Here is a 24,664-nt window from a genome sequence, read left to right as displayed (position 1 = left end):
CGATTTTACCTATGAAAAATCTAGCATATTCTATGATAAATGAAAATTCATCACACTCAATCCTCAAATATTGGTTCGATATGCTCTCTAATAAACTCTATCCTGTCCTTAGCATTTGGTATGAAAAGAGAAGCAATAGAAACCACCAATTTTTTCTTTGTATTGATGTAAATTACATTTCCACCGTCTCCCAAAGCGGTGTAAATATGCTCTTTCTCGTCAATAACCCACCATAGATAGCCATAAGACAACTCTCCCCAGCGGCTATGCTCTTTGGTGCTTTCGTCTATCCACGTGGGCGGTACAACTTGTTTTCCCTGCCACATGCCACCATCTAAATATAGCTGACCTATTCTCGCCATGTCCGCAGGTGTTAGAAAAAGGCCCCAGCTTGCCATGTTGATTCCCTGCGGGTCAACAACCCAGCCATAGGTGCTTTTATCATTCATAACGGCGATATGCTCTTCTTGATTCCGCAATACAATATTTTGAGGAACATTTATTCCCAGTGGTGAAAATAAATGTTCTGTAGCAAAATTAAGTATTTGTTGCCCCGTAGCTTTTACCAAAAGGCCCGACAAAATATGGGTTCCACCGATAGCAGAATAATTGAATTCCCCTATAGTTCCATTTCCGCCTAATAAATCGAGTGCATCTCGAATTGGGTTCGGACTTGTAAAGAACTTTTCGTACGGTTCTGAATCATATTTATAGGGTGCGGTCATGGTCAGCATATCTCTGATCGTAATACGCTGTATCGTTTCTTCGCCTTTGGCTACCGTATAATCCGGGAAAAAGTCTAATACCTTCTGGTCGACACTTTTAATATACCCCCTATGAATGGCAATGCCAATCAGCGCTGAAAAAATGCTTTTTGTCACCGAATATACATGAATGGCGTTATCGGCTGTATATCCGTTAAAATAATTTTCATATACCGCTTCACCGTTTTTTAACGTAACTATACCAGTAATATTGTTATAATCATTGTTGATTGTTTTTTCAAGCTCGTTCATTTTTTCATAATTCATATAATTTAATTTCCTCCTTTGAGTTGTGAAGGATATCCTCAAATAAAGGATAAGGCCATTAAAAATTGATTGCAAGAACTTTTTTAAAATCTTTAATTTTACTGCACAATCACCTAAAACCATCACATTAAAACTCCCTTAATCTCAAAGATGCAACCCACTTTGAATTCTACCTTAAAATATTTCTCACTTAAAAAAACTGCATTTTCATTGGTCTCTACCAACAAAAATACAGTTTATAACTTGTGTTTAACGGTTAATAATTTTGTCATTGCATTTTGGAAACTGGACTTGAACTGACATATGAGAGATTATGCTAATAATAGCTATTGCAAATTTTCTGCATTAAAACCCCTTGTCACATATCCAGCAGGAATTTGACTAATTTCCATGTGTGGTCTTGAGTCAAATTTTTCATAATTTTCAACATTTGAAAGGAGAATCTTTCTAAAATGTATCGGAAGCCCAGCACTACTATAAAAGCTTTGCCCTGTTTGTAGTTGAAAATGCAGATGTGGCTCGGTTGAATTTCCTGTATTACCACACTTAGCAATGGGTTGTCCTCGTGAAACAGTTTCTCCAACTTCGACACTTATACTGTCTTCTTTTAAATGTGCTAATGTGCTGTATTCTTGTTTATCGTGTTTTATTACAACATAATTTCCTGCAATATGTTTGGCTCTAGAATAAAATTGACCTCTTTTGAAAATTAAGCTGTCTTTGGCATTGTTCAAAACTTCCACAATTACACCATCGGCAGGAGATAAAACATCTCTGTCATAGCAATAATAATTTTCACTTTGATTGAAGGCTCTGTTGTATGATTTTCCATTTTCATCTAAGATAATAAAATCATAAGCATATCGCTGTGTGGGAATACCCCATGAATGAGAGTATTCTTTTGTGAAACAACCATTTACAGCCGTCCATTTCCCTTTGAACGGTAAATCGTATTCAACTTTACATTTATAATTATCCACCGACGGCATATTATTTTTATATTTTTTATTCACTTTAAACATACCTATTACTTGCAAGAATGAACACTTATATACAGAAAAATCAAGTGTCATTTCTATAAGCACAAATAATCCAAATAAACAAAGCATTTTTAAAATAGGTGAATTGCTAAACAGTGTTCCTATAAAAGCTATGATACCCAACCACTTTGCATACTTAGAAAAGAAATATATATAATGCATACGGACCTCCTACATGATATGTAAATAATCTTTATTTAATTTTATCATATATAAAAGAAAAAAGTAATATATGAGTTTAGTTCTCGCACATAACTTTTTGTTGTGTCGTTAGTACAAAATAGATGCAGCTTTGAATTCCAATAAAACTATTTTCAAATAGAGCATCATAATTTAGTAGAAACGTAAGAAATCTACCGTTTATAGGGCTTTGCTTAAACAGCAAATGTAGAAGCATAAAAATTTCTTTACTATTTTGATCACAACGAATTAATCATAAAATGGCTTTCCCGGTTTTTTTATCAAAAATATGTATTTGGGTACCATCCATCTGCACTTTTATAGTATCTCCGGAACAAATATCTGTGTGCGAGGATGTCCGCGCAATTATGATATTGTTTCCAAAGCTTAGGTGAAGGAAGCTGTCTGCGCCCATTGTTTCCGCAATATCAACATGACAGGTAATACTATCGGCGTCAGAACCGGAAACGAATGAACCATCCACATATACATTTTCCGGGCGAATACCCATAACAACTTCTTTTCTGATATATCCTTTTATAGACTGATCCTTGCTGATATCTTCCGGAAGTTTTATTTCACAAGAGTGTCCTTTGCTGTCAATAGTGATATAGTATCTGCTTTCGTCATGCGTTAGGATACCATTTATAAAATTCATGGACGGAGAACCGATAAATCCCGCTACAAACAAGTTGCACGGGGAATAGTACAGCTCCTGCGGTGTACCAACCTGTTGGATAAATCCGTCTTTCATTACCACGATGCGATCGCCCATAGTAAGAGCCTCTGTCTGGTCATGGGTAACGTATATAAAAGTGGTATTCAGCTTTTTGTGTAGCCTAATCAGCTCAGTCCGCATCTGCCCACGAAGTTTAGCATCCAAATTGGATAGAGGCTCATCAAACAAGAAAACTTCAAATTCACAAACTAAGGCACGGCCTAAAGCCACACGCTGTTTTTGCCCTCCAGACAGCGATTTTGGCATACGGTTCATCAAGCTGAGTATACCTAGCATATTTGCCGTTTCCTCTACACGTCGCTTTATTTCATTCTTGGAGGTATTGTGAATCTTTAGGGCAAACGCCATATTATCAAACACAGTCATATGGGAATATAAGGCGTAATTCTGAAAGACCATAGCAATATTACGGTCTTTGGGAGCAAGTTTATTAACCATGCGACCATTGATATAAAGCTCGCCTTTTGAGATTTCTTCCAGGCCGGAAATCATTCGAAGTGTCGTAGATTTGCCGCAGCCGGACGGCCCGACCAAAACAATAAACTCCCTATCTGCTACTTCTAAACAGAAGTCTGAAACAGCAGCAAACCCACAGGGATATTCTTTATAAACATGATTGAGTGATAAATTTGCCATATTTGCTCCTCTCCTTTCAAATGATAGTTACTAAAATAAGATTTACTTTTTATTTCTATGAACAGGAATTATCTAGCTGTCAATCAGATAATTTTTACCTATGAAAAAGACAAAACCAGCGGGGATAAGATATAGGCAGGCTCCCGCAAAAAACATCCCAGGTTCCGTGCTGAGCATACTGCCCAAATGCATAGATAGCGGCTGTTTATGGATAGATTTTATTAACACTACCGCTTGATCTATGACATTCCAATAATCAGCAAATGTCAAGACGAAGAGGGAGATAACGGCCGGTTTCAAGTTCGGCAAAACAATGGAGCGAAACACTTGACCTTCGGAAGCGCCGCTTAGCTCTGCTGCTTCAATGCATTCTTGCGGAAATCCTTTTATATTCTGCCGAATCCAAAAGACACCTAACGGATTGAAAATTCCCGGAAGAATGATGGAAGCATAGCTATCTCGAAGATTCAAAAAGTCTGCCACCAAATAATTGGACACCAATAGGACCTGCAGCGGCATCATCATGATTGCAATATATCCGAAAAACAGAACTTCTTTATATTTCCATTGCATCCTCTCGAATGCGTAGGCCGCAAGGCATGAAACAATGCATTGCCCCAGCACAATAGGCAGGGTCATAAAGATGGAATTTCCATAAAACCGCCAATATGTAGAATGATCGAACAAAAGGTTCTGGTATTGCTCCAATGTTGGATTGTTCGGGTAAAATCCTATGTTTACAAAATGCATACCATTCCTTGCTAAATCCAAAGCGTTAAAGGCCGTTACTTCTGTCGTATACCGGTTCACAACCTCATGACTGCTCATGATAGAGTTAGAAATTGTAAAAAGCAAAGGAAGCAATATAGCAAGTGCAATCATAACAGCGGGTAAATGGCTGATAATTGATGAGCGTTTTGTCTGAGTCTTTGGTAGATGTCCGCCTAATTCGAGAGAGGTAAAGGCATTCGACAGCCTTTTCTGTCTGTAAAACAAAGCAAAAATTACCATGCCAACCAAAAAAATTAGAATATAAGATGCGGCAGTCAGCTTCTGCATATTAAAGCTGAAAAACTGGTTATTCATATAGTGCTGCAACGTATACAGATGATCCGGAGGGTAATTCCCATAGAGAATATAGAGTTCCTTAAATATTTTAAAGGAATTTATAAACGACAAAACCAAAACAACAAATGTGATCGGAGAAAGATAAGTCCATGTAATGTGGTAAAATTGCTGCCACGGACTTGCTCCTGTGCAGTTGGCGTACTCGTAATATTCCATCGGAATTCTTTTCATCCCTGCGTAAAAAACCACCGCTGCAAATCCTGTATTTTTCCAGAGATATATGATAATCGGAATTAAGATTGCCCACCCGCTGCTTGTAAAATTGATAATAGGAAATTCAAGGCTATACAATATTTTATTGATTAGCCCGTTTATATCAAAAATTGACTTCCAGAAGTGTACGGTTACACCGGAAGGAATGATAATCGGGAACATCAATACAGTCATCAAGATACCTTGTCCACGCAGCATTCTTTCTAGCAGCAGTGCAATGAGCAAAGCAATAACAATCAAAACTGGAATACTAATAATCATAAAAACAGCGGTATTAAATAAACCCTTTTGAAACATTTGATTTTGAACCGTATTTATGAAATTTTGCAATCCGATAAATTCTTTGCTGCCCATATTATTAATCAATGCATAATAAAGTGACAGCACTAAGGGAATGAGGTAAAACACAGATAATCCAGCAAGGCTGGGCAGGAGATACGGCAGGCTCTTTTTAAATTTCATTAGTTACTCCTTTCCCGCTTATTTTACACCTAAAGCGCACCTCTTATCTCTGCTCTCCCAAATAGGCAGCAACTCTGGATTGAATAATAGAGGCGGTTTCCTCGGCTGTAGCAAGGTCATAATAGTAATAATTTTCTAAGTCTGAATTGATCAAAAAGTATAGTTCCGTTTCAGATGCTTCTCTGTTGCGCTGTAAGTTCCATTCATGGACAAGGGCAAGCATCTCATCTATTCCATCTTTGGGATTAATCTCTTTCCACTGGATAGAATCTCCGAACATATCGATATCCAGTTCGCACTGCAAGCGAAATGCATGCCGAAAATTGTTAATATTGATTGGCACCAAAGTGTGATAATTCATAACATACTCTTGTGCCCTTTCTCTGTCAGAAGAGTCGGGAGGAGATTTCTCCCCCACACAAAATTTCAAAAACTCCCATGCAAGCTCCTTGTTGGCGCTGCTCGTTGGGATGCCGTATTCAGCCTGCATTGATCTGAACATAGCATCCCCACCGCTGCTTACAATCGGAACTGGTGCCGGTATGTTGGTATAATCGGCTAAAAGATTATAGACATCAATGGCTGTAACCTCTAAGCTGCAGAATACATAGTCAGATTTCATAAAGCTGTCATCGCCGGCAATACGAGTCTTGTCCCACTCTTTATAGACAGGTTCATAGGGAGTTACAATCGTATTGGTTTTTTCTAAATATTCTACAAACTCGTCACTGTCAAACCATGCTTCTCCTGATTGTGCATTGTAATATGCCGGAAATTCATATCTCCAAAAATATTCTTTCACAATCCCTGGCATAATACGAGGCTCCGGGTAAAGTCCAAGAGAAAGTACAGACTCGTATATATCAAGTATGGATTCATAATCCAATACATCATAATTGACGGAAAGTCGCTCTGTTAAAGGACGGCTGACCAACATCATGTCGTAAGTAAAATAAAAGGGCATTGTATACAGTGCGCCATCAATTTCTTTTGCGGTAAAAATGTTCGTATAATAATCTGCTTTATTAAAATTAGGGTCGCTATCCATAAAATCATATAGATTGCAGAGCAGCTCACTTCCGGCGTACCGATATGCTGAAAAATGGGATAGGTCTATGAGATCGGCTCCGTTTCCACTCATAATTTCTATGGCGGTACGCACACCGTACTGCTCAAGGTTTTCAGATTCCCATTCGCCCATGTCCGGCACTTCCATTTCAATTTTCACATTGGGATGAAGCGCCATAAAATCCTGTGCATGGTTCATAATCACAGCATCATAGTAGGTGCTGACCGTCAAGGTTCCGGATAAAGCCTCAACTTTACTGTTTTCTTCTGTTCTTTTATATTCATCAGATTCTTGATTGGAGCAGCCACTCAAAACGAGCACTCCGATCAACAGAATAAAAATGATTGATTTTTTGAGATTCCTGTTCATATATCCACTCCTTAAAAAAACAACTCTTTGCAACTGAAAACAGTTTAACAAAGAGTTGTTTCAAACTTGTATCATAAAATCGCTGGAATCATTGTTCCGGTTCATGTAGTTGGAGTTCAAACCCTACAGTCGTGCCAAATCCAATCACACTTTCGAGTATTAGGGAGGTGCCGTGGAGATTTGCTATTCTCTCGCAAAGTGTCAACCCTAAACCGAAGCCATCATTTATTCCGGCGTGAGATCTATCAATTGTATAGAACGGTTCTTTTATTCTGGACATATCTTTTTCAGAAATGCCTTTTCCATTATCACTAACCGTTATTTTATACTTGTTTTCTTCTAAATATCCTTTGATGAGGATTTCGGTTGCCTCTGCTTTTTCGGCATTGTCGCAAAGGTTTTTCAGTAGCGAAATAATGAGGATTTTATCTGCACAAACAGTAGCAGGCTGCATATTCCAAATAAAGTGTTCTCCAGTATTGATCTTTAGCTTTTGGACATCTACCGGCTCTATGGAAATATGCTCATCGGATAACCCCATTAAGTCCATCAGTTTCAAGGAAAGTTCGGAAATTCGTTTGCTTTCTTTATAGATGTAATCGGCAGACTTGATCTGAACTTCAGGGCTGTTTTCGTGGCTTCTCAGCATATCAGCATAGCCCATAATTGCGGTCATGGGTGTTTTCAGTTCATGAGAAAAATTTGCAACAAAGTCCTCTCTGGAACAAACCGCCTGCTCTAAAAAGTTTATCTTTTCTTCAACGGCCTCTGCCATTTTATCGAAGTTCTGCGCCAGCACTCCTACCTCATCATTGGAGGTTATATGAGTTCTGTAACCGTAGGAGCCGCCTGCTATTCGTTCACTAATATTGGATAGCTTCTGAATCGGATAAGTAATATATTTAGATAAAATCCATACGCAAATTATGACACAGATAAGCAACACAATATCGAGCAATAGAGCTTGTCTATATTGTATTTCTTTTTGTACAAACACATCGCTGATATCATTGACTGTGATAAAATAAACTTCTTTTTTTTCTACAATGAATGTCGAGATAACTCCTAAAATAAAGCTATCAGAATACTCTTTTATTCGGTACCCATCTTTTAAGTCAATCAGTTTTTCTATGAAATCTATATCCGTAATCATTTCATACGAAGAATACAACATTTCATTTTCATCGGTATAAAGAGCTGTGCGATTTAAGCCGCCTATAAGCTTCATTGTTTCATAGAGTGCTTGTAAATTGTCATCGAAATTCGATTCATCTCCGTATACTTCTTTTTCTATAAAAATGCGATAATTCGCATGCTGCATTTGATACTGGCGTATAATCTGCTCCATAGCAAAATCAAAACTTTTTTGAATGATAAGGTGTCCAAATATAGAAAACAAGACAATAACAATCAGTGATATGGCTAATGTCAGCTTCGCCCATAGCTTCACTATTCCACCTCCAGCCTATATCCTAATTTGTAAACCGTCTGAATTTTATTCGCCCAATCTAACTTTTTTCGCAAGCGTTGAATGTGGAGATCAATCGTGCGGGTATTTCCTTGCCATTCTTCATTCCATATTTTTTCATATAACCGTTCACGATAAAGAACAATATTTTTATTCTGCACGAGCATTACAAGTAAATCAAATTCTTTAACTGTTAAAAGAACAGGCTGCACATCCTTTTTTACGGTTCGCTGGATAATATCTATTTTAACATTATCAATTTCGAGCAATGTTTTTCCCTTGCCTACCCTGCGTAGCACAGCTTCTACCCGAGCCATTAGCTCTTCCGTTTCAAAGGGTTTAACAATATAATCATCAGCTCCCATATGCAGCCCTTTTACACGGTCTTTTAAGCTGCCTTTGGCAGTAATAAAAATAACTGGGGTAGCTGTCGGTTCAATATACTTTATCAATTCATATCCGTCAATTTCAGGCAGCATAATGTCCAGCAGAATGAGATCATATGTATTCTTTTCAATCAAGTCTGCAGCAATTTTCCCATTGTGAGCAACTGCACAGTCATATCCCATTCTGCTTAAATTAATTGCAATTAACTCACGTATAGCAACTTGGTCTTCAACAATTAGAATTTTAATCATAAGGCAACTCCTTTCAAATGTATCTTGATTGTATCATGAGTGTTATCGTAAAGCAATTAATCAGTACATGATCCTTTACTGGATTGCGTAACACGTTTTATCGATTGCAAAAGAGTTGTTGTTTCTATTCCTGCCTTTGATTTTATCAAGACACTTATTATTCATATTCCCGATAGACAATTTAAAATGGTTAGATATTATGGTATTTATGCTCAATCTACTCCTAATTCTAAGGATTTAATTAAGCTTACTCCTTCTATACAAAAAACTCGTATTCTTAAATATTCTAGTTGGAGATTTCGCATTGCCTTATCCTTTTAAAATAAAAAAAACTACACCTTCATTGGTTTATCACCAACAAAAATGTAGCTTATAACTTGAAAGAGTTGGTAGTAAAACGATGTGAGTACACTTTTAGCGACGAGATTTAAACTCACACGCAAGGTAAGGGTTATGCTCATTAGCTGTATTTTTCAATAAATCTTATGCAAGCAATTTCTAAATTCTTGCAACCTTCAGTTTCTATAGGAAAATGCCCAGCACCATCAAGCATAATTAGTTCTTTCTTACAGCTTAGCTTATTAAAAAAAAGTCGACTTAAAGATATATCCGTCCATCGGTCATTCTCTGGATGAACTAACAATAACGGACATTTATGAAACTGATTTGCTTCTATTTCAATTTGTGGGTTAAGCATTGTGTATAAAAAAGCAATAGATACTTTAGTTCCTGATGAGCGATTATCTGCCATAAGCAGTTTTGCAAGCTCTCTATTATTTACAATTGCTTTCATATTACTCACGGCTTTCATAGGTAGCTTTACTTTTGCAAGGGGCTGATTTAATAATTTTAAAAATGGCTTAGATAGTTTGGCTACCAATGGGCTGATGGCAGTTTTTTGCGTAACAAGTGGAATACGTTGATCTAATAAACAAGTAGCTATTATGCCATTTAATTTACAACATCTGCATGCTACCTGATATGCAAGCATACCACCTGCGCTTAGCCCAAATACAAAAAGAGGAATATTATTTTTACGAAAATGGCTAACGATTTCAGTTCCACAATCTACCCATGTTTGATAGGAAATTTCACCATTATACTTCGTATAGCCGTATAAGGGTAAATCTGGACAAATAACTTCATATCCTTGTTGGCTCAAAGGCACAGCAATGAATGAGAGTAACCTCCCGTTACCACCTACACCGTGAAATATAACTATGGTTGCTTTAGGCTTGTCTGTTCTATAATGGTCGATGTGCAGATTAATATTATCTATTTTATAATAATACTCATCTGGCATATTTTTCGAGGTCAATCTATTTTCAACAGGCAGGAAAGATTGCATTTCTCTCCATGTATTATCATTATTATACATACTATATTCTCCACATTATATAAATTATCTTTACCCCTTTCGCCTTAACCCTTGAAAACACTGGGTTTATCGGGTTTTTCTTGGGGGTTTTATCCCTTATTTCCCTTGTTTTTTCTCTTATCAGAAATCTATAAGGGAAACTATACTTTCAAATTAAATCGTAGCCGCTTCGAGTAGCATCACAGAGTTCCGTTTTGACTCTCTTGTAGCATGGGCATAAATGTTCATCGTTGTGTTAATATCAGAATGCCCTAATAACTCTTGCACATCTTTTGGTGCAGCTCCATTTGATAACAACTTACTGGTGTATGTGTGTCTGAGCTGATGCAAATGAAAATTCTCTAAGCCTTCAACTTTTTTCTTTAGGGTAAGGCACATACCTGTAATTGTTCTTGAGGCTTCTAATGTTCCATCTGGTCGCAGACAAACGAGGGAAATGTCATTGTATTCTTCCGGCACACTGCTTGTCACAGGCTGCGAATGTAGATAATAGTAAGTGCGGTTTTTGACCTTTTCTATGGTATAGTAGTTTTGACGATATAACTCATCGTACTGCTTTCTATTTTTCTGCTGCTCTTTCTTTGCCTGTATTAGTATGCTTGTCAATGTATCCCCAAAATCCACGGTGCGTATCTTTTTGCGTTTTGTCGGTCCGATTGTCATAGCCTTTCGAGTATTATTATAACATACACTTCGCCGAACTGTTAAGTATTTTCCCTCCAAGTCAATATCCTGCCAAGTCAAGCCGCAAACCTCGCCAAGTCTTAATCCTGTGTAGTAAGCAATTTGTATAGGGAGCAATGCCGGATTGTTCGTTCCCTGCAAATACTCTGACATCTGCTTAAATTGCTCGTCAGTCACTACTGGGGATTTTCCTACTTCTCCATCTCCATCGCTGCTAAACATTTCAAAATCATCTTGACTTCCTCTAAGCACTACATATTGCATAGGATTAAAGGTAATCAGTTGTTTTGGGAACACCGCAAAGCGAAATGCACCTCTCATCACTGCTGCATAAACATTAAGACTGCCTGCCGACAGTGGGGTTGACTTCTTTCCGTTTGATAATGGTTGAGCAGAGGAAAGAGAATCAAAAAACTTTTGCAGATGGTCTGCTGTAATGGTTTTCAATTTTCTTTTGCCAATAGCGTGTAGCATAATGCGATTTGCACTTACAGAAAAAGAAGCCAGTGGCAAATGTAAAATGGATCCCAAGTCAAGGACATTTTGAAAAAGTCTAGGCAGCTAAAAGCTGATTTCTATATTGTATAGGAGTCAGCTTTTTTAATCCCCATTGATATCTAAAGTTATTATAATACTCCATATAATTATCTATTTTAAGCTGTAATTCCTCAAATGTGGAACAATTTTTATAATCTATCTCATCTTTCATATGACCGAAAAATGATTCTTGAGGAGCGTTATCCCAACAATTCCCTCTTCTTGACATGGATTGTCCAAGATTATATATCTTCAGTAGTTTTTGAAATCTTGGGCTAGTATAGTGAGCTCCTTGATCTGAATGTATAAAGGCACCTTTATGCAATAAGTTTTTATGTAATATCATTAATTTTTCTATAGTCTCAGTTACTATATCAAGAGTAATACGATTAGATAAATTATATGATAGTATTTCATTTGTTGATGCATCTTTAATAGTTGATAGATATGCCATACAAGATGTTCCATAGGGAATATACGTTATATCCGTTAATAGAACTTTCCCAGGAATCTCTTGCTTAAAGTTTCTATTCAAAAGATTAGGCACAACAGTATGTTCTTTAGTTGCTTTCATCATCCTTCTATACGGATTTGCTTTTCTAATAGGACATTTGATGTTATACTTTCTCATAATTCTCTGTATGCATTTTCTATTAATTATTAAATTGAATTCGTTATCTAGAACCATTTTAATTGATCTAGAACCTTTCTTGTATCCTCTGTGATTAAAAGCTTTCAAAATCACCTCTTTTAGTTGTAGATTTCTTTGTTCTCGTATATTTCTATGTTCAGATGATTTTATGTAACTATAATAACCTGATCTTGATACTTCAGCTACTTTGCATAAATGGGTAACCATATTTTTAAAGTTGTACTTGGATATGATTTTCTGAATAAGTTTAAAGATAATAGCTGCTTTCAATTTACCTTTTTTCACCTGCCTTTCTTGCAGCTCGATTTTTTTTAATAATTCAGCTTCGGCTTTCCAGTATGCTATTTCGGCATCTTTTTTAACTATTATTTCTTCCACAGATAACTCATGATTTAAAGGTCTACCACTATTAAATTTTCTGGTATCTCTAAGCCCTAGCTCACCAGACTTCTTGTATGATTTACGCCATCTTTTGCTTGCACTCCAAATTCTATCATTACCTAATAAATCTATATCAAATCCTGCATCAATAAAAATTTGAGTTGGCAAAATTCCATTACTATAGCCAGCAATAAACAACGATTTAAATTCATCTGTATAAGTAATCCCACGTTTACTTGCTGACTTTACATATTTATTCTTTGATAATATATCAATCTCTTCATCAGAAAATGATTTCTTACTCACTATATTCACAACCTTTCTATTATATTGTACATAAAAAAATCCTATAGTAATAGACTTTTTTTATTGTCTACTCTATAGGATCCATTTTAATGCTGCTCACTGGCTTCTTTTTTATTTACTGCGTGGCCAAAGCCATCTTAGAGTGTCATTGCCAATATTACTTCGCTGGAATTTTTAACACATCCCCGGGGTGAATGATGGAAAACCTGCTCTGATTGTTGAGCTGTTCCAGCTCTGCCATTGTACAGCCTACATTGTAGGCAATCAACCAGAAGCTGTCGCCCCTTTGCACAACATAGGTGGTATATTTTCTGTTCTTTGGAGCATCGGCGGTCACGCCATATTGGTCAAAGGTATAGGTGATGCCGTCAATGTTCTTCGTGCCTGTAACAGCCTTCCCATTTTCATAGTACATTCACTTGCCGCTGTCATTGAGCGTCCAGCCCTGTGCGGTGTCACTATTGATGGCAAGCTCCACGAAACGCTTGAGGACTGCACTGACCTCGGCTCTGGTAGCCGTCCCTTGCGGGTCAAACTGATTGCCGTTTTTGCCTGCGAGGATGCCAGCCATCTGCATTTGTTTTACTGCGTCATTTGCGTAGCTTCCAATTTTAGCGTTGTCTGCAAAGATGTTTTCAGCGTGTACCTTTGGAAGCTCAAAGCCGATTGCCTTTGCGTAGTTTGCCATGATAACTGCCATCTGTTCACGGCTGATGGCCTGATCCGGTGCAAACTTACCGTCGCCAGTGCCGTTTACGATGCCGTTCTTGCTTGCCCATTCAATGTAGCCGAGGTAGTAACTGCCAGCCTTGACATCGGTGAAACTGCTGGTTTTGTAGCTGATAACATCTGCGCCAGCCAGTCTGCCAAGAGCTGTAACAAACATTCCTCTTGTCATAGAGATATCCGGAGAAAATTTACCCTCTCCTGTGCCGTTCAGCAGCCCACGGGCGGCCACAAATTCGATACTCTCATTTGCCCAATGGTTTGTGATGTCGGTAAAGCTCACATTTACGGACTTATAGCCAACCGCAAACTTGGAGAAGTGATCGGTGACAAAGCTGAGTGTTTTGGTTGCAGGGTCATAGACCGAGTTGGGCATTTCCTGTACCTTGCCGGAGCTGTCGATGTAGTAAGCCACCACATTGGCAGGGTTTTCACCCGGCTTTAAGGTGTATGGTATTGAAACGGAAACCTTGCCATCGCCAAAGTCTGTGACTTTTTTGCCGTTGTTGCCTGTGATAGAAAGGTCATAAACAGGCCTGTCGCCTACAATCTTCTTTGCTTCTGCGGAAAGGGTGCTGTTATCTATCTTTTTCGCTGTAACGGAAATATCAGAGCCAAGCTGCTTCTGAATTTCCTTTAAGGCGTCCAGATTCAAGCTGATCTTAACAATTCCGCTTGTGATACGAAGTTCCGTTACTTCTGCCCTCACCAGTGCGTCTACGCTTCCTTTCGGCAGGCTTGTGCTGATGTTTTCAGCTTTGGTATTTTGGGTATCCACCTTGAGTTCCACCACAATACCATTGTCTGTTGTGCCGTTTTTCTTAGCCTCCGCCTGCGCCTTTGCGATGGCGTTATCCACCGCCTTTTCGGACACATTCGCACTTACCGTGTCGCCAGAGACTGTCGGCTTTACGGTTGCTGTGACCTGGGTAGGCGGGTTCGGATTTTCGGTGGTAGCAGGTGGGGTGGTTACTGTTGTGTTGCTGCCGCCGCCTGTGGAGCCACCGCCGCCCGAGCTATATTGTGTTACGGTCAGAGTGCCTGTTCCGATGGTGATGTTATAGTTTTTCGTTACTGTCTCTCCAAAGGTTGGTTCTGTGGTAAAGACAATATCAAATACACCTACCTTGACAGTGGTTAGCGGCACTCCGTTTTCCTGTGCCTCCATTGCAATGGCATCGGGATTGGTTGGGTTGAGAATATCATTTGGTAATCTACCTTCTATCTCCCAGCCAAAGATTGGCATACTTTGATTGGATTCAATGCTGCCACTGGAAGGTCTTACAACCATGTCTTTTTTCGCCACCGTTATCGAATATATTGCAGTCGCCTGTGCGTGGGTTGCTGTTTCGGCTGCGGTTGCTGTAATGGTGGCACTGCCTACACCTTTAAGGGTTACCTCGCCTGTGTTTCTGTTTACCGTTGCCACGCTGGTATTGCTGCTTGCGTAGGTAATTTCACCGTCTACGGTTGTTTTGGTAAGCTCATTGGTATATATCTCTCCATAGGTTTTGTTTACACTTCCCACAGCATAGGAGATATTCTGTAGCTGTTTGTCGGTGGAGGTCACCGTTACTGTAACGCTGTAATCATTGTAGTAGCTTCCCCCTGTTACAGGGATTGTGATGGTGCCTGTTTGCCCTGCTGTGCTTGCAGAGGCAGTGTAGACGATAGTTGTTGTGCCAATGAGGGTCATATCGGTCATGGTGATGGTACCGCCACCGTCAGTTGGTGCGCCATAGCTTGCACCGTCGGGCAAGTTAGGGAGTGTCATCTCAGCTACTTCCCCTGTGGTAAGCACAAAGCCTGTGGCAGTTTTGAGGCCTGTGTACTCCGCCTTGTTAACCGTTACTGCTTGAGTGGCAGTCATACCGCCATAGCCCAAGGTGACAGCAGTGTCACCTGCTTGGAACGCAGTTCCGTTTTGGTAGGTCACGCTCATGTCGTTATATCCCACTCTTACAGTGGAACCGCTTGTAAGGGCTGCGGTCAGCACAAGCCCTGTCAGTTCAAGGGTTTCACCATGCTGATAGGTAGTTTTTGCGGGTGGAGTGGTCACTGCAAGGCTGACAATATCATCCTCCACCACGGTGATGGATACCGTGCCTGTTACATTGTTGTAATCTTCCGTATTGGTCGGGGTAAATGTCCAGTTATAATCCTTTGTTCCCACGGTAAGAATCTGCCCATAGTCAAATGCCAGTATGCCCGAATTGCTGTCGGTATGGCTTAAAATCACAACCGAGGTGGTATAGATGGGGGTGTTCTCCACGCTGACACCTGTAATAACAGGGGTTGCCTTGATTACAGTGAGGAAGGCACACTCTTCGCCTCGCTGTGTATCGTCCTCATAGACAGCGTCTACACTATACATGCCTGCACCCACAGGCTTGCCGTCTGCGTTCAAATCACCTGTAGTGCCTCCAACAACGGTGTAAGTGTAGGTAAATGTGCCTGTGCCATTTTCTGTGCCGTTAAAGACGGCTGTTTCGTGGGAAAGCGCATTTCCTGTGTAGGTGGCAGTGCCGCCTGTAAAGGTGATATCGTTTGATACATCAACCTTATCCACAATATTGACTGTCAGAGTTCCGAGGGTTTTGCCATCCTTCTTTGCAAGCAAGTCAAAGCTGCCTGTAGAGGCACCCTTTGGCACCGTAACAGGAATACCATAGCTATTTGCTGTGCCCACCGTTACATCGCTAGGCAGTGTACCCTCCTGTACCCAGCCAACGGCAGTGTCCATTGCCATGCCAAACTGGTCAAGGTCTTTGTATAGATAGCGTACCGTTGATGAGGATTCAGCAGGGATTTTGATGGAATTGCTTTGCGCTTCCAGCTTTACACCATCTCGATAAAAGGCAAAGCCGGTAGCAACCGGGATATATTGAATAGCGTAAGGGTAGTCGGTTATCTCTTTGTCTGCAGGTATCTCAATTAGATCTGAGCCGTCACGATTTAGGCTTACAAGGTTCATGGCATTAGTTTCCTTGCTTTTTAAAGAAATCCCTACGGAAGTACCTGTACCTTGCCCTGCAATGCCCAAAATTTCACCACTACCACTGATGGAGGAGGTTCCACTAACTACAAAATACACACCATAGCTTTCACCATCTGTGCCTGTGGTATTTCCGCCTGTGCCTTGGAGCTGACCACCCGTCACCCGGACAGTGCCGCTGTTCACATAGACGCCGTAGCTTCCGGCACCATCACCATCGGCTGTGCCGCCTGTGCCAACGATTATTCCATTATCACTGAGGGTAATTGCCTTGGCATCAATGCCAATGCTGTTGCGGTTAGCTCCACTGACTCCGCTGACTATGGCTTCGCCACTGACGGTGAGCGTACCTGTTGCCTCGATACCAACTTCTGTCCGGGAGCGTCCCTCAATATTGCCGGTGTCACTGACCGTCAAGTTCGCACAGGAGATACCGACAACCATGCCCGTTGCGGAGACTGTGCCGCCGGTGACGGTGATATCGCCACAATCTATGGCGCCCATGGCTATATCTGAATTGCCGTTTTGGGCATGGGTAGTTCCACCTTCAACGGTAAGCTCCTGAGCATAGATGCCATAGCTGCTACTGTCGTTGCCAGCAGCATCGTCAGCAAATGCATACAATGTGCCGCTTCCTCGGATAGTCAAGGGAGCGTTATCCATATAAATGCCTGCACTCTCGGCATCGGTGGTATTACTTGAATGAAGATTATTCTCACCTTGCAAAACGATGGTAAGGGGGAAGTTAGCAAAAAGGGCGGACTGAACCACATAATCATCACTGTCGGTTGTTGTGCCGATGGTGTTGTTGGTATATCCGTATAAGGTCAGCGTTCCCGAATAGGTATCGGCATCGTAGAGATAGGAATAGCCCTCGCCGTTAATTTGTGTGGCGCTGTCGGCGTCAATTTCTGTTGCGCCCAGCTTGAGGAGATAGCTTGCGGTTCCAAGGGGTTGTAGGGTAATATCCTTGCCTGTTACATTGGCGTCGGTTACGTCAAAATAATTAAAGTAACCTGTTTTATAGCCTGCTTTACTGACAGTTATTGCATAGGAAGTGCCATTTCCTACATTCGAAATAGTGTAGTCGCCATTGCTGTCGGTGGTGACAGAGCTGCCCACAGTGGCGCCTCGATAGTCATATAGCTGTACCAAAGAGTCCGCAAGACCGCCGTTTGCATCGCTCACCGTGCCACTTATGGTGTAGGCAGGTGCTGCAACGGCCTCTTTGTGAAAGTAGGTGCCATCCCAAATATACTCACCTGCTGTGACCTTGTTGTTAGCTGGTGTGTCGCTTGCCGCCGCTACCGTAACCACGTTGTTATTTGGATAGATATAGGCACCATCCATGAGCACACTTGCGCCTACTTTTAGCTTTGCTCCCTGATGAAGGTTCAGTTTGCCCCCGTTTGCACCGATGAGGGTAGCGTAGTCTATCAAAATTCCCGTGTCACCACCTATATCAATGCTGACGGTGGAATTATCAATGGTCATAGTGCCGCCAACAACCTCAATACCTGTCCCTGCCGTATTGACGATATTCACCGTGCTACCGGTGAGGGATAGGTCGGGAACATAGATACCCTTGCTGTTTATACCGCTGTTTTCCACTATAACGTTACTGCTATTAAGGATCATGCGCGCCCCATCAACGGCGGAAATGCCGTCGCCATAAATGTTAGATACGGTAATACTACCTCCCTCACTTATCAGCGAACCGGAAGAATCCAGATGGATACCAACACTACCATCGGCAGCGTTAGTTGCAGACAGCTTACTGCCGCTTCTGAGATTCAATGTTCCGACAACCATAATGCCAATCCCGCCTGTTGCCGGATTTGCGTTTAGTGTACCCGTTCCGGCAAGGGTTAGAGTTTTGCCGTCCGGGATTGTGAGCGTACCGGCATCAGTTAAAACCGTTTTTCCCTCTGCGATATTCAGCGTGTGGTCTGCACCTACATTGATGCCGACGGCGCTCATTGTAATGTCTGCTGCCACCTGAATGGCTGCGGGTGTGGTGCTTTCCAGCGCCGCTTTAAGGTCTGCGGCGGTGGTCAGTCCTCCTCCGCTCGTTTCCGCCAGAGCAATATTCTTGCCGGTGGGGACAGCGCTGCGCATCTGCTTGTCGCTTGGGACTGCGGCGCAGTCCTCACAGACAAACTTGCAGTCGAGGGTGCTTTCGTAGCACTCCGCGCCGTGGATGTGAGTTGCATTGTTCTCTGTAGCTTCTGGCTCCCCGCTGTCCCGCACAATGTCGCAGGTCAGCTCATCGGTGTAGCAATCCTCTGTATGCTCGTGATGCTCACACAGGCTGGACGCACCGATGGTTGTACCGCCCTCCGTCGCAAACGCCACCGTTGGCAGCAGGCTCATCACCATGCACACCGTCAGCAGGAGGCTTAAAAATCTTGCTCGTGTTTTTTTCATTTTGTTTCATCTCCCTTCAAATTTTGTGTTTCTTGCTTCTCTTTGTCCTTCGCCAGCATGGCGAAAATCTCCGCCACTGTGAACGAGGGACCGTCCACCCAATAGAGCCGCTTTCCGTCTGTCTGTGGGCGGTCAAACAGCCGCTTTTCAATAAGCCTTTGAAAGGCAGGTTCGCTTATCCTGTCACCCAGCTCTAAAAAAATGCTGTGGCCGTTGGAAAGCAAAATGTCGAAACAATCCCCATCCAGCGAATCCACCTTTGTAATGGTAGGCAGTTCTACTTCTGTCGGTTTCCATGTCATATTCTATCTCCTCCTAACAAATCACTTTGTGATTCTCTTTACAAAACCATTATATAAGAGCAGAAAGCAAAAAGTGGCGAGAGTGTCAAAAATGACACTCTCGCCACCGGAAAGTTTTTATCACGGGCGAATTCTTATTCTTTTTCAAAGCAGTAGCCCTCACCTCGTGACCACTTAATCTGCCATCCGCTGCCTTCAATTTTGCTGCGCAGGCGCTTGATGGTACTTTTGAGGGCGTTGGCATCCCCGCTCATGGGTTGATTCCATACCTTTTCATAGAGATATTCCCCGTCAATCATGCGCTCAGGGTTCTGCACAAAAATCAGCAACAGGGCAAATTCTTTTTTTGCCAGTAGCAGGTCGGTTTCATCCAAAAGGGCAATGCCTGCCGACACATCCAGTGTCAGGTGGCCTTTTGTGATGCGCTCCGGCACACGCTCTGCCATGCGAAGCAGCGCCTCCACCCGTGCCAATAGAATGGTAAAGTCGTAGGGCTTGGTGAGGTAATCGTCACCGCCGCTGCGAAGTCCCCGCAGAATATCCTCCTGTGCATTCAGTCCGGTGAGCAGCAAAATGGGAATGCCTGCGTTTGTGCTTTCCCGCAGCTCCCGCATAAGGTCAAGGCCGTTGCCGTCAGGAAGCATAATGTCCAGCACGATGCAATCCGGGCGATTTTCTCTCAGCTTTGTATATGCCTCAGCCAAGGTCACAGCGGTATCAATGGTGTAGCCCTCCCATTCCAGCATCCGCTTGTTGCCCTGCATAATTTTCTCGTTGTCTTCCACAAGCATGATCCGCTTGTTCATATTTTTCTTTTCTATCATGCATCCTCACCTCCGAATTGTCCCTGATAGATGGGCAGCGTAAAGGTAACCGTTGTGCCGCAACCTTTCTCGCTTTCAATTTCAATTCTGCCGCCGTGGGATTCCACCACCGTCTTGCAGAGAAACAGGCCAAAGCCGGTGCCACCCTCGCTGACACCTCGTTCAAACACATGGGGCAGGAGCTGGGACGAAATGCCGGAGCCGTTGTCGCTTACTGTGATGACTATTTCACCGTCATTGAGCGCGGCTTTCAGACAAATCATGCCTTTTTTAGTGTGTGCGGTAGCATTTTGCAGGAGATTGATGATGACCTGCGACAGTAAATCGGCATTTCCAAAGACTATCAGCTCATCGGGGATTTCCGCAACAAGCGCATTGTCATGTTTGGCAAGCAGCAGTCGCATCATCTCTGTTGTGTTCCCCAGCAGTGCAGAGAAATTGGTTTTAATTTTTTCCGTGCTATCGGCAATGACGTTGAGGGAGAGCATTCCCTCAACCATGCGGCTAAGGCGCATAATTTCTGCCTGCGCATCCTGCAAAAGCTCCTGTGCTTCTCCATCCTCGGTCACGCAGTCCATCCGCTTGAGCAGTCCCATCACCGTTTGAATATTAACTGAAATAACCGTCAAGGGTGTTCGCATCTCATGGGAGGTGTTCGCCAAAAACTGCGTCTTTGCCTGATTGACTTGCGCCAAAACAGCGTTTTGCTCGTCCACTCGTTTCTGCTGCGCTCGGTACAGGCTGACCTGTGCGTACATGGTCGTACACAAAGCAATGCTCACCACCAAGAGATCCATCAAATTGCTGACAAGAAAGCCGCTTTCCTCAGCAAACATGGTCACGCTCTGGGGATTTACATAGGCGAACAGATACAGCCCAGCATAGAGGGCAAGTTCTAATGTAGTTACAATGACAGCAGTTTTTCCCTCCAAAAGAAAGACCGTAAATACAGGGGCAAAAATAAGGAAGGTCGGGATGCCACCGTGGTAGCCGCCCATATTGAAAAAGAGATAAGGAAATAGCGCAAAAAAGGAAATAAGGATAAAAATCAAACGGCAAACTGCAGCTCGCCTCGGCTTTTTTGCTTGAAGCAGGAGCATGATACAAAAGATTGCCGCCGCTACATCCACCAACACACCCACCATCCCAATGCCTGCAAAGGTATTTACAAAGGCAATGACCAGACAGAAGCAGGCGCTAATTAGCACCATCACATTAAAAATACGCACACGCAAATCAAGGGTGTGGTCAAAATAGGTATGTAAGAACTTGATGATTTGGTTTTTCATGTACGACCTCCTTGACAACTTTTTCTGCGTGAGTTCATTCAAAACCCTCGCAAGGCCGCATAAACACTGGCTTTTTCAGCCCTGTATCCATTTTGACCTAATCTTCTGAGTGAGTTGGTAATTGTAGATGCGAGTGCGTGTTTAACAAAAGGACTTGAACTGTAACGCAAGATTATGCTCATTAGATTGGGTTGTATTTATCCTTAAATTCACATCTTGCTAATTTTGTGATTTGAGAAATAAACTCACTTTTAGCAAAAGTATAACCATCTCTGTCATGTTTATATTTTTGCTGTATGGCTTGTTTAAGTTTACCATATTCTTTTGCTGTTTCAGGATGTGCAATTAGATAATCTCTAAAATACAGTTCGTTATGGTCAGCTAATTCTCTGACATGTATGTGAAATACTTGCCCCTCAAAACCTTTCTCGCCATAACCTTTAATATACATAATAAGGTCATTTGGTGGTCTATTTACAATATATCCTTTTTTATTTAGCTTTTCAGTTATGTTTGTTAGACTGACATCTTTTTTTATTTCAACTAAAATGTCAATCGTAGGTTTAGAAATAAGATTTGGTACAGCAGTACTACCTATATGGCTAATACGCAAAATCATGTCACCAAAACACTGTTGTAAAAATGATTTTTCTTCAAGATATGATTGTATATAATTTGGATTGTATTCTGAAAGTACTACTGGATACAATTTACCGAGCCTTTCTGATTCGCTTTCACTTGTAACATCGGTAAAATCTTTTTTCACAATCTTCCACCACCTAATATAAATAATCTTCACCTTATTATAACATGCAAAAATAAAAAATACAATTTAGGATAATCCTTAAACTGTATTTTTATTTATGGTGCGGATGACAGGACTTGAACCTGCATGAAATTGCTCTCACACGGACCTGAACCGTGCGCGTCTGCCAATTCCGCCACATCCGCATAATTTATGTCGCTCAAGTATATTATCATATTTAAATAAATTAATCAACCTTTTTTTTGCAAAAATTTAAGGAAAATTCTCTTGGAAAATAATCCAGAAAGTAAAATATCAAACCAGCCACGTTTTGTGGCTGGCTATTTACCTCGCCGGATATTTTAATATCCGTATTGCTATGTTTTTTTATCAGAATATCTCAGATGTCTGGAGCTGATACTTTAGTTTAACTTCTCATACGTTCTCACACTTAAAGCTATCGCCTGTTCTCTTGTAGCCATGCCGTAACTTGCGGCTTCCTGCGCCGTTGTGATGGCTTTCGGCATAAAGTTTCCCTGCGCATCCCCTGTAATAATACCAACTTTAGACATATACTTTGTTGCTTCAACCGCCCATGTTGAAATATTATTTTGGTCGGGAAAATCTTTCACTCCCTCAATACTATAATCTTCGTCCGGCTTAATGGCTTTAATTGCTCTGAAAAGCATAGCTGCACATTGCTCACGGTTTATTAACACCTTTGGAGAAAAGGTAGTCGCTGATGTGCCAGATGTGATTCCTAATTTATACGCCTTTAAAATTTGTGTATTTGTCGTATCTGTAAATGGATTTACTGAAACAGGTTGGCTTGTTTCAGCTGCCACCTTTTCGTATAGCAATACAGACAGCTCACAAAATTCCTCTCTGTTAATAGGTTTTGTCATATCTGCACCATTAAGAATACCCGGTATAAGCCCCAAATCGGCGGCTTTTTGTAGCTCAGGTTTTGCCCATTCATTAGCCTTTGAATAAAAGTCGCCAGATCCTATGGATACTTCATTAGAAAATGGAGATTCAATATAATCCCATGCATATTCTCCGTCTTCATTAGGTTCTCCATAATAATATTGATAAAAGAATTGAGCTTTAAAAGCATGCTGCCTGTCTTTTATTAATACTTCCTCCATCGTTCCTTCATCATCAGGATAATAATAAAAATAGTACGTATTTGTTTTGCCCGGAACTATATATTCTGTATCCGTCAAAGTTTCCAAATGACCTCCGTCAGCTTTCTCAAACCCTTGATTATCTATATTAGCAAAATAATCAATAAGTACAAATCCGTCTGTTGGTTGTGCTTTATCCAAATCGATAATGCTCTGTGGTATTTGTACTTGAAATTCAAAATATGGTTGACCTTTATGATCACCACTTTCTTCTGTTTTTAATTCAACACTTAACAGTTTTGGCGCTTCTAATTTTGACGGCACATCGTCCGGTAATGCAAACGCAGTAGTTTGTAATAGAACTACCACCATCAAAAAAGTTAAAAAAAAGCTCAATAATTTACATTTCATTTTCATTCACTCCTTAAAATTAATTTGTTGTTACTTCATATTTCCCGTCATAAATTCCACCTGTCTTATCAATTTTGTAACCATTATCCATGAAAAGCTTTTTAGCTTCTTCTGTGGTAGTTATGCTAAACGGTAAAACTTGAAAGTCTGCTCCTGTAGTATTTTGAGCCAAAACAAAATCATAATGGTTTTTGCTTACTGTCAGGAATACAGCATGATCAGCCTTAATTGCTTCTCCTCTTGAATCAAAATTATTACCGAATTGATAAAGTAAAATGACAGTATCATCGTTCGTCAACAGACAGTATACACTTGTTTTTTGGATTAATGCACTATTTCGCTCTGAGTAGCTCTCTGTATGAAAAAGGTTTTTGTTACCGTCAAACGAGCCATTTTCAACCAATCTGTCACCCGCCTTGTCATAAGGGGTAAAGCCGTCTTTTTCTCGTACATCATCACGTCCAAAGCTATATACTCTTCCATTCTTTTCTATAAACTCCTGAAAACCGGAAATCATACCCGTTCCCTCAAAACGACCATCTTTGTTATCCATATTTAACAATTCATACATTGACGCTGTCGCCAAGGGCATAAAGGCAGCAGGTATCTCTATAACAGGTATATTTTCATATTCATTAATCACCTTCTCATGTATTCCTTCGATTTCTGTTACAGCATCAATGAAATCAGATATTTTGTCAAAGCTCTTGCTTTTAGAAGAATTATCCGGCTCAGGATTGACTGGTTCAGAAATCTTATCAATCGCCGATGATACTTCATTTTCCTCATTTTCAGATGTTAAGGGAACATCAATAGTTATATTTTCCCCACAGCCTGTAAACATTCCAACAATCATAAATACAATTAAGACTGCTCCTAAAATTTTTTTCACTTAATAAAACCTCCT

General features: G+C 41.0%; 19 protein-coding genes and 1 tRNA gene. 1 reads left to right on the top strand and 19 read right to left on the bottom strand.

The features are described 5' to 3' along the window. Window positions 1-56 precede the first annotated feature (56 nt). The 7 genes from RBQ61_RS07175 to RBQ61_RS07145 form a co-directional block, all read right to left on the bottom strand. The gene (locus RBQ61_RS07175; RefSeq protein WP_308140097.1) at window positions 57-1,031 is read right to left on the bottom strand and encodes a serine hydrolase; all 975 of its coding nucleotides are present in this window, start codon (window positions 1,029-1,031) and stop codon (window positions 57-59) included. A gap of 326 nt (window positions 1,032-1,357) precedes the next feature. After that, window positions 1,358-2,233, bottom strand: a complete 876-nt coding sequence (locus tag RBQ61_RS07170; RefSeq protein ID WP_308139805.1) for a M23 family metallopeptidase — start codon at window positions 2,231-2,233, stop codon at window positions 1,358-1,360. 271 nt (window positions 2,234-2,504) lie between these two features. Then, window positions 2,505-3,626: an ABC transporter ATP-binding protein gene (locus RBQ61_RS07165; protein WP_308139804.1), complete on the bottom strand. Its 1,122-nt coding sequence runs from the start codon at window positions 3,624-3,626 to the stop codon at window positions 2,505-2,507. A gap of 72 nt (window positions 3,627-3,698) precedes the next feature. After that, window positions 3,699-5,429 (bottom strand): ABC transporter permease subunit, encoded by a 1,731-nt coding sequence (locus tag RBQ61_RS07160; RefSeq protein WP_308139803.1) that lies wholly within the window; start codon window positions 5,427-5,429, stop codon window positions 3,699-3,701. Between the two features lie 43 nt (window positions 5,430-5,472). Beyond that, window positions 5,473-6,867 carry an ABC transporter substrate-binding protein gene (locus tag RBQ61_RS07155; protein ID WP_308139802.1) on the bottom strand — a complete coding sequence of 465 codons (1,395 nt, stop codon included), beginning with the start codon at window positions 6,865-6,867 and terminating at the stop codon, window positions 5,473-5,475. 88 nt (window positions 6,868-6,955) lie between these two features. Next, window positions 6,956-8,317: a cell wall metabolism sensor histidine kinase WalK gene (locus RBQ61_RS07150; RefSeq protein ID WP_308139801.1), complete on the bottom strand. Its 1,362-nt coding sequence runs from the start codon at window positions 8,315-8,317 to the stop codon at window positions 6,956-6,958. After that, window positions 8,317-8,973, bottom strand: coding sequence for a response regulator transcription factor (locus RBQ61_RS07145; protein ID WP_308139800.1), 657 nt, complete (start codon window positions 8,971-8,973; stop codon window positions 8,317-8,319). The genes RBQ61_RS07150 and RBQ61_RS07145 overlap by 1 nt, the downstream gene beginning before the upstream one ends. Before the next feature lie 78 nt (window positions 8,974-9,051). On the opposite strand from RBQ61_RS07145, the gene RBQ61_RS07140 reads away from it, so the two are divergent. Beyond that, window positions 9,052-9,294 (top strand): transposase, encoded by a 243-nt coding sequence (locus tag RBQ61_RS07140; protein ID WP_308140096.1) that lies wholly within the window; start codon window positions 9,052-9,054, stop codon window positions 9,292-9,294. Window positions 9,295-9,433: 139 nt separating this feature from the next. On the opposite strand, the gene RBQ61_RS07135 is transcribed toward RBQ61_RS07140, so the two are convergent. The 12 genes from RBQ61_RS07135 to RBQ61_RS07080 all read right to left on the bottom strand — a co-directional run bounded on the left by RBQ61_RS07135 (window position 9,434) and on the right by RBQ61_RS07080 (window position 24,649). Further along, window positions 9,434-10,351: an alpha/beta hydrolase gene (locus RBQ61_RS07135; protein ID WP_308139799.1), complete on the bottom strand. Its 918-nt coding sequence runs from the start codon at window positions 10,349-10,351 to the stop codon at window positions 9,434-9,436. A gap of 153 nt (window positions 10,352-10,504) precedes the next feature. Further along, window positions 10,505-11,299 (bottom strand): site-specific integrase, encoded by a 795-nt coding sequence (locus tag RBQ61_RS07130; protein WP_308139798.1) that lies wholly within the window; start codon window positions 11,297-11,299, stop codon window positions 10,505-10,507. Between the two features lie 289 nt (window positions 11,300-11,588). Further along, window positions 11,589-12,911 (bottom strand): IS3 family transposase, encoded by a 1,323-nt coding sequence (locus RBQ61_RS07125; RefSeq protein WP_308139797.1) that lies wholly within the window; start codon window positions 12,909-12,911, stop codon window positions 11,589-11,591. A gap of 157 nt (window positions 12,912-13,068) precedes the next feature. Then, a complete protein-coding gene (locus RBQ61_RS07120) occupies window positions 13,069-13,326 on the bottom strand; it encodes a LysM peptidoglycan-binding domain-containing protein (protein ID WP_308139796.1) in 258 nt (85 codons plus the stop codon). Continuing rightward, window positions 13,327-19,059, bottom strand: a complete 5,733-nt coding sequence (locus RBQ61_RS07115; RefSeq protein ID WP_308139795.1) for an S-layer homology domain-containing protein — start codon at window positions 19,057-19,059, stop codon at window positions 13,327-13,329. After that, window positions 19,056-19,361 carry a hypothetical protein gene (locus tag RBQ61_RS07110; RefSeq protein WP_308139794.1) on the bottom strand — a complete coding sequence of 102 codons (306 nt, stop codon included), beginning with the start codon at window positions 19,359-19,361 and terminating at the stop codon, window positions 19,056-19,058. Before RBQ61_RS07110 ends, RBQ61_RS07115 begins: the two co-directional genes overlap by 4 nt. A 134-nt stretch (window positions 19,362-19,495) precedes the next feature. Continuing rightward, window positions 19,496-20,185 carry a response regulator transcription factor gene (locus tag RBQ61_RS07105; protein ID WP_308139793.1) on the bottom strand — a complete coding sequence of 230 codons (690 nt, stop codon included), beginning with the start codon at window positions 20,183-20,185 and terminating at the stop codon, window positions 19,496-19,498. Then, a complete protein-coding gene (locus RBQ61_RS07100) occupies window positions 20,182-21,474 on the bottom strand; it encodes a sensor histidine kinase KdpD (protein WP_308139792.1) in 1,293 nt (430 codons plus the stop codon). Before RBQ61_RS07100 ends, RBQ61_RS07105 begins: the two co-directional genes overlap by 4 nt. A gap of 181 nt (window positions 21,475-21,655) precedes the next feature. Continuing rightward, window positions 21,656-22,240, bottom strand: coding sequence for a GrpB family protein (locus tag RBQ61_RS07095; protein ID WP_308139791.1), 585 nt, complete (start codon window positions 22,238-22,240; stop codon window positions 21,656-21,658). A 98-nt stretch (window positions 22,241-22,338) separates the two neighbouring features. Then, window positions 22,339-22,425 (bottom strand) — tRNA-Leu (locus RBQ61_RS07090). 216 nt (window positions 22,426-22,641) lie between these two features. Next, on the bottom strand, window positions 22,642-23,757 hold the full coding sequence (locus tag RBQ61_RS07085) for an S-layer homology domain-containing protein (RefSeq protein WP_308139790.1): 1,116 nt from the start codon (window positions 23,755-23,757) through the stop codon (window positions 22,642-22,644). Window positions 23,758-23,776: 19 nt separating this feature from the next. Continuing rightward, window positions 23,777-24,649: a hypothetical protein gene (locus RBQ61_RS07080; RefSeq protein WP_308139789.1), complete on the bottom strand. Its 873-nt coding sequence runs from the start codon at window positions 24,647-24,649 to the stop codon at window positions 23,777-23,779. Window positions 24,650-24,664: the final 15 nt, after the last annotated feature.

It is taken from the genome of Sedimentibacter sp. MB35-C1 (genome assembly GCF_030913635.1).
In the GTDB taxonomy this organism is placed as follows: Bacteria; Bacillota; Clostridia; order Tissierellales; family Sedimentibacteraceae; genus Sedimentibacter.
Note: the sequence above shows the minus strand (reverse complement) of the source record. Positions and strands in the feature narration are given on the sequence as shown.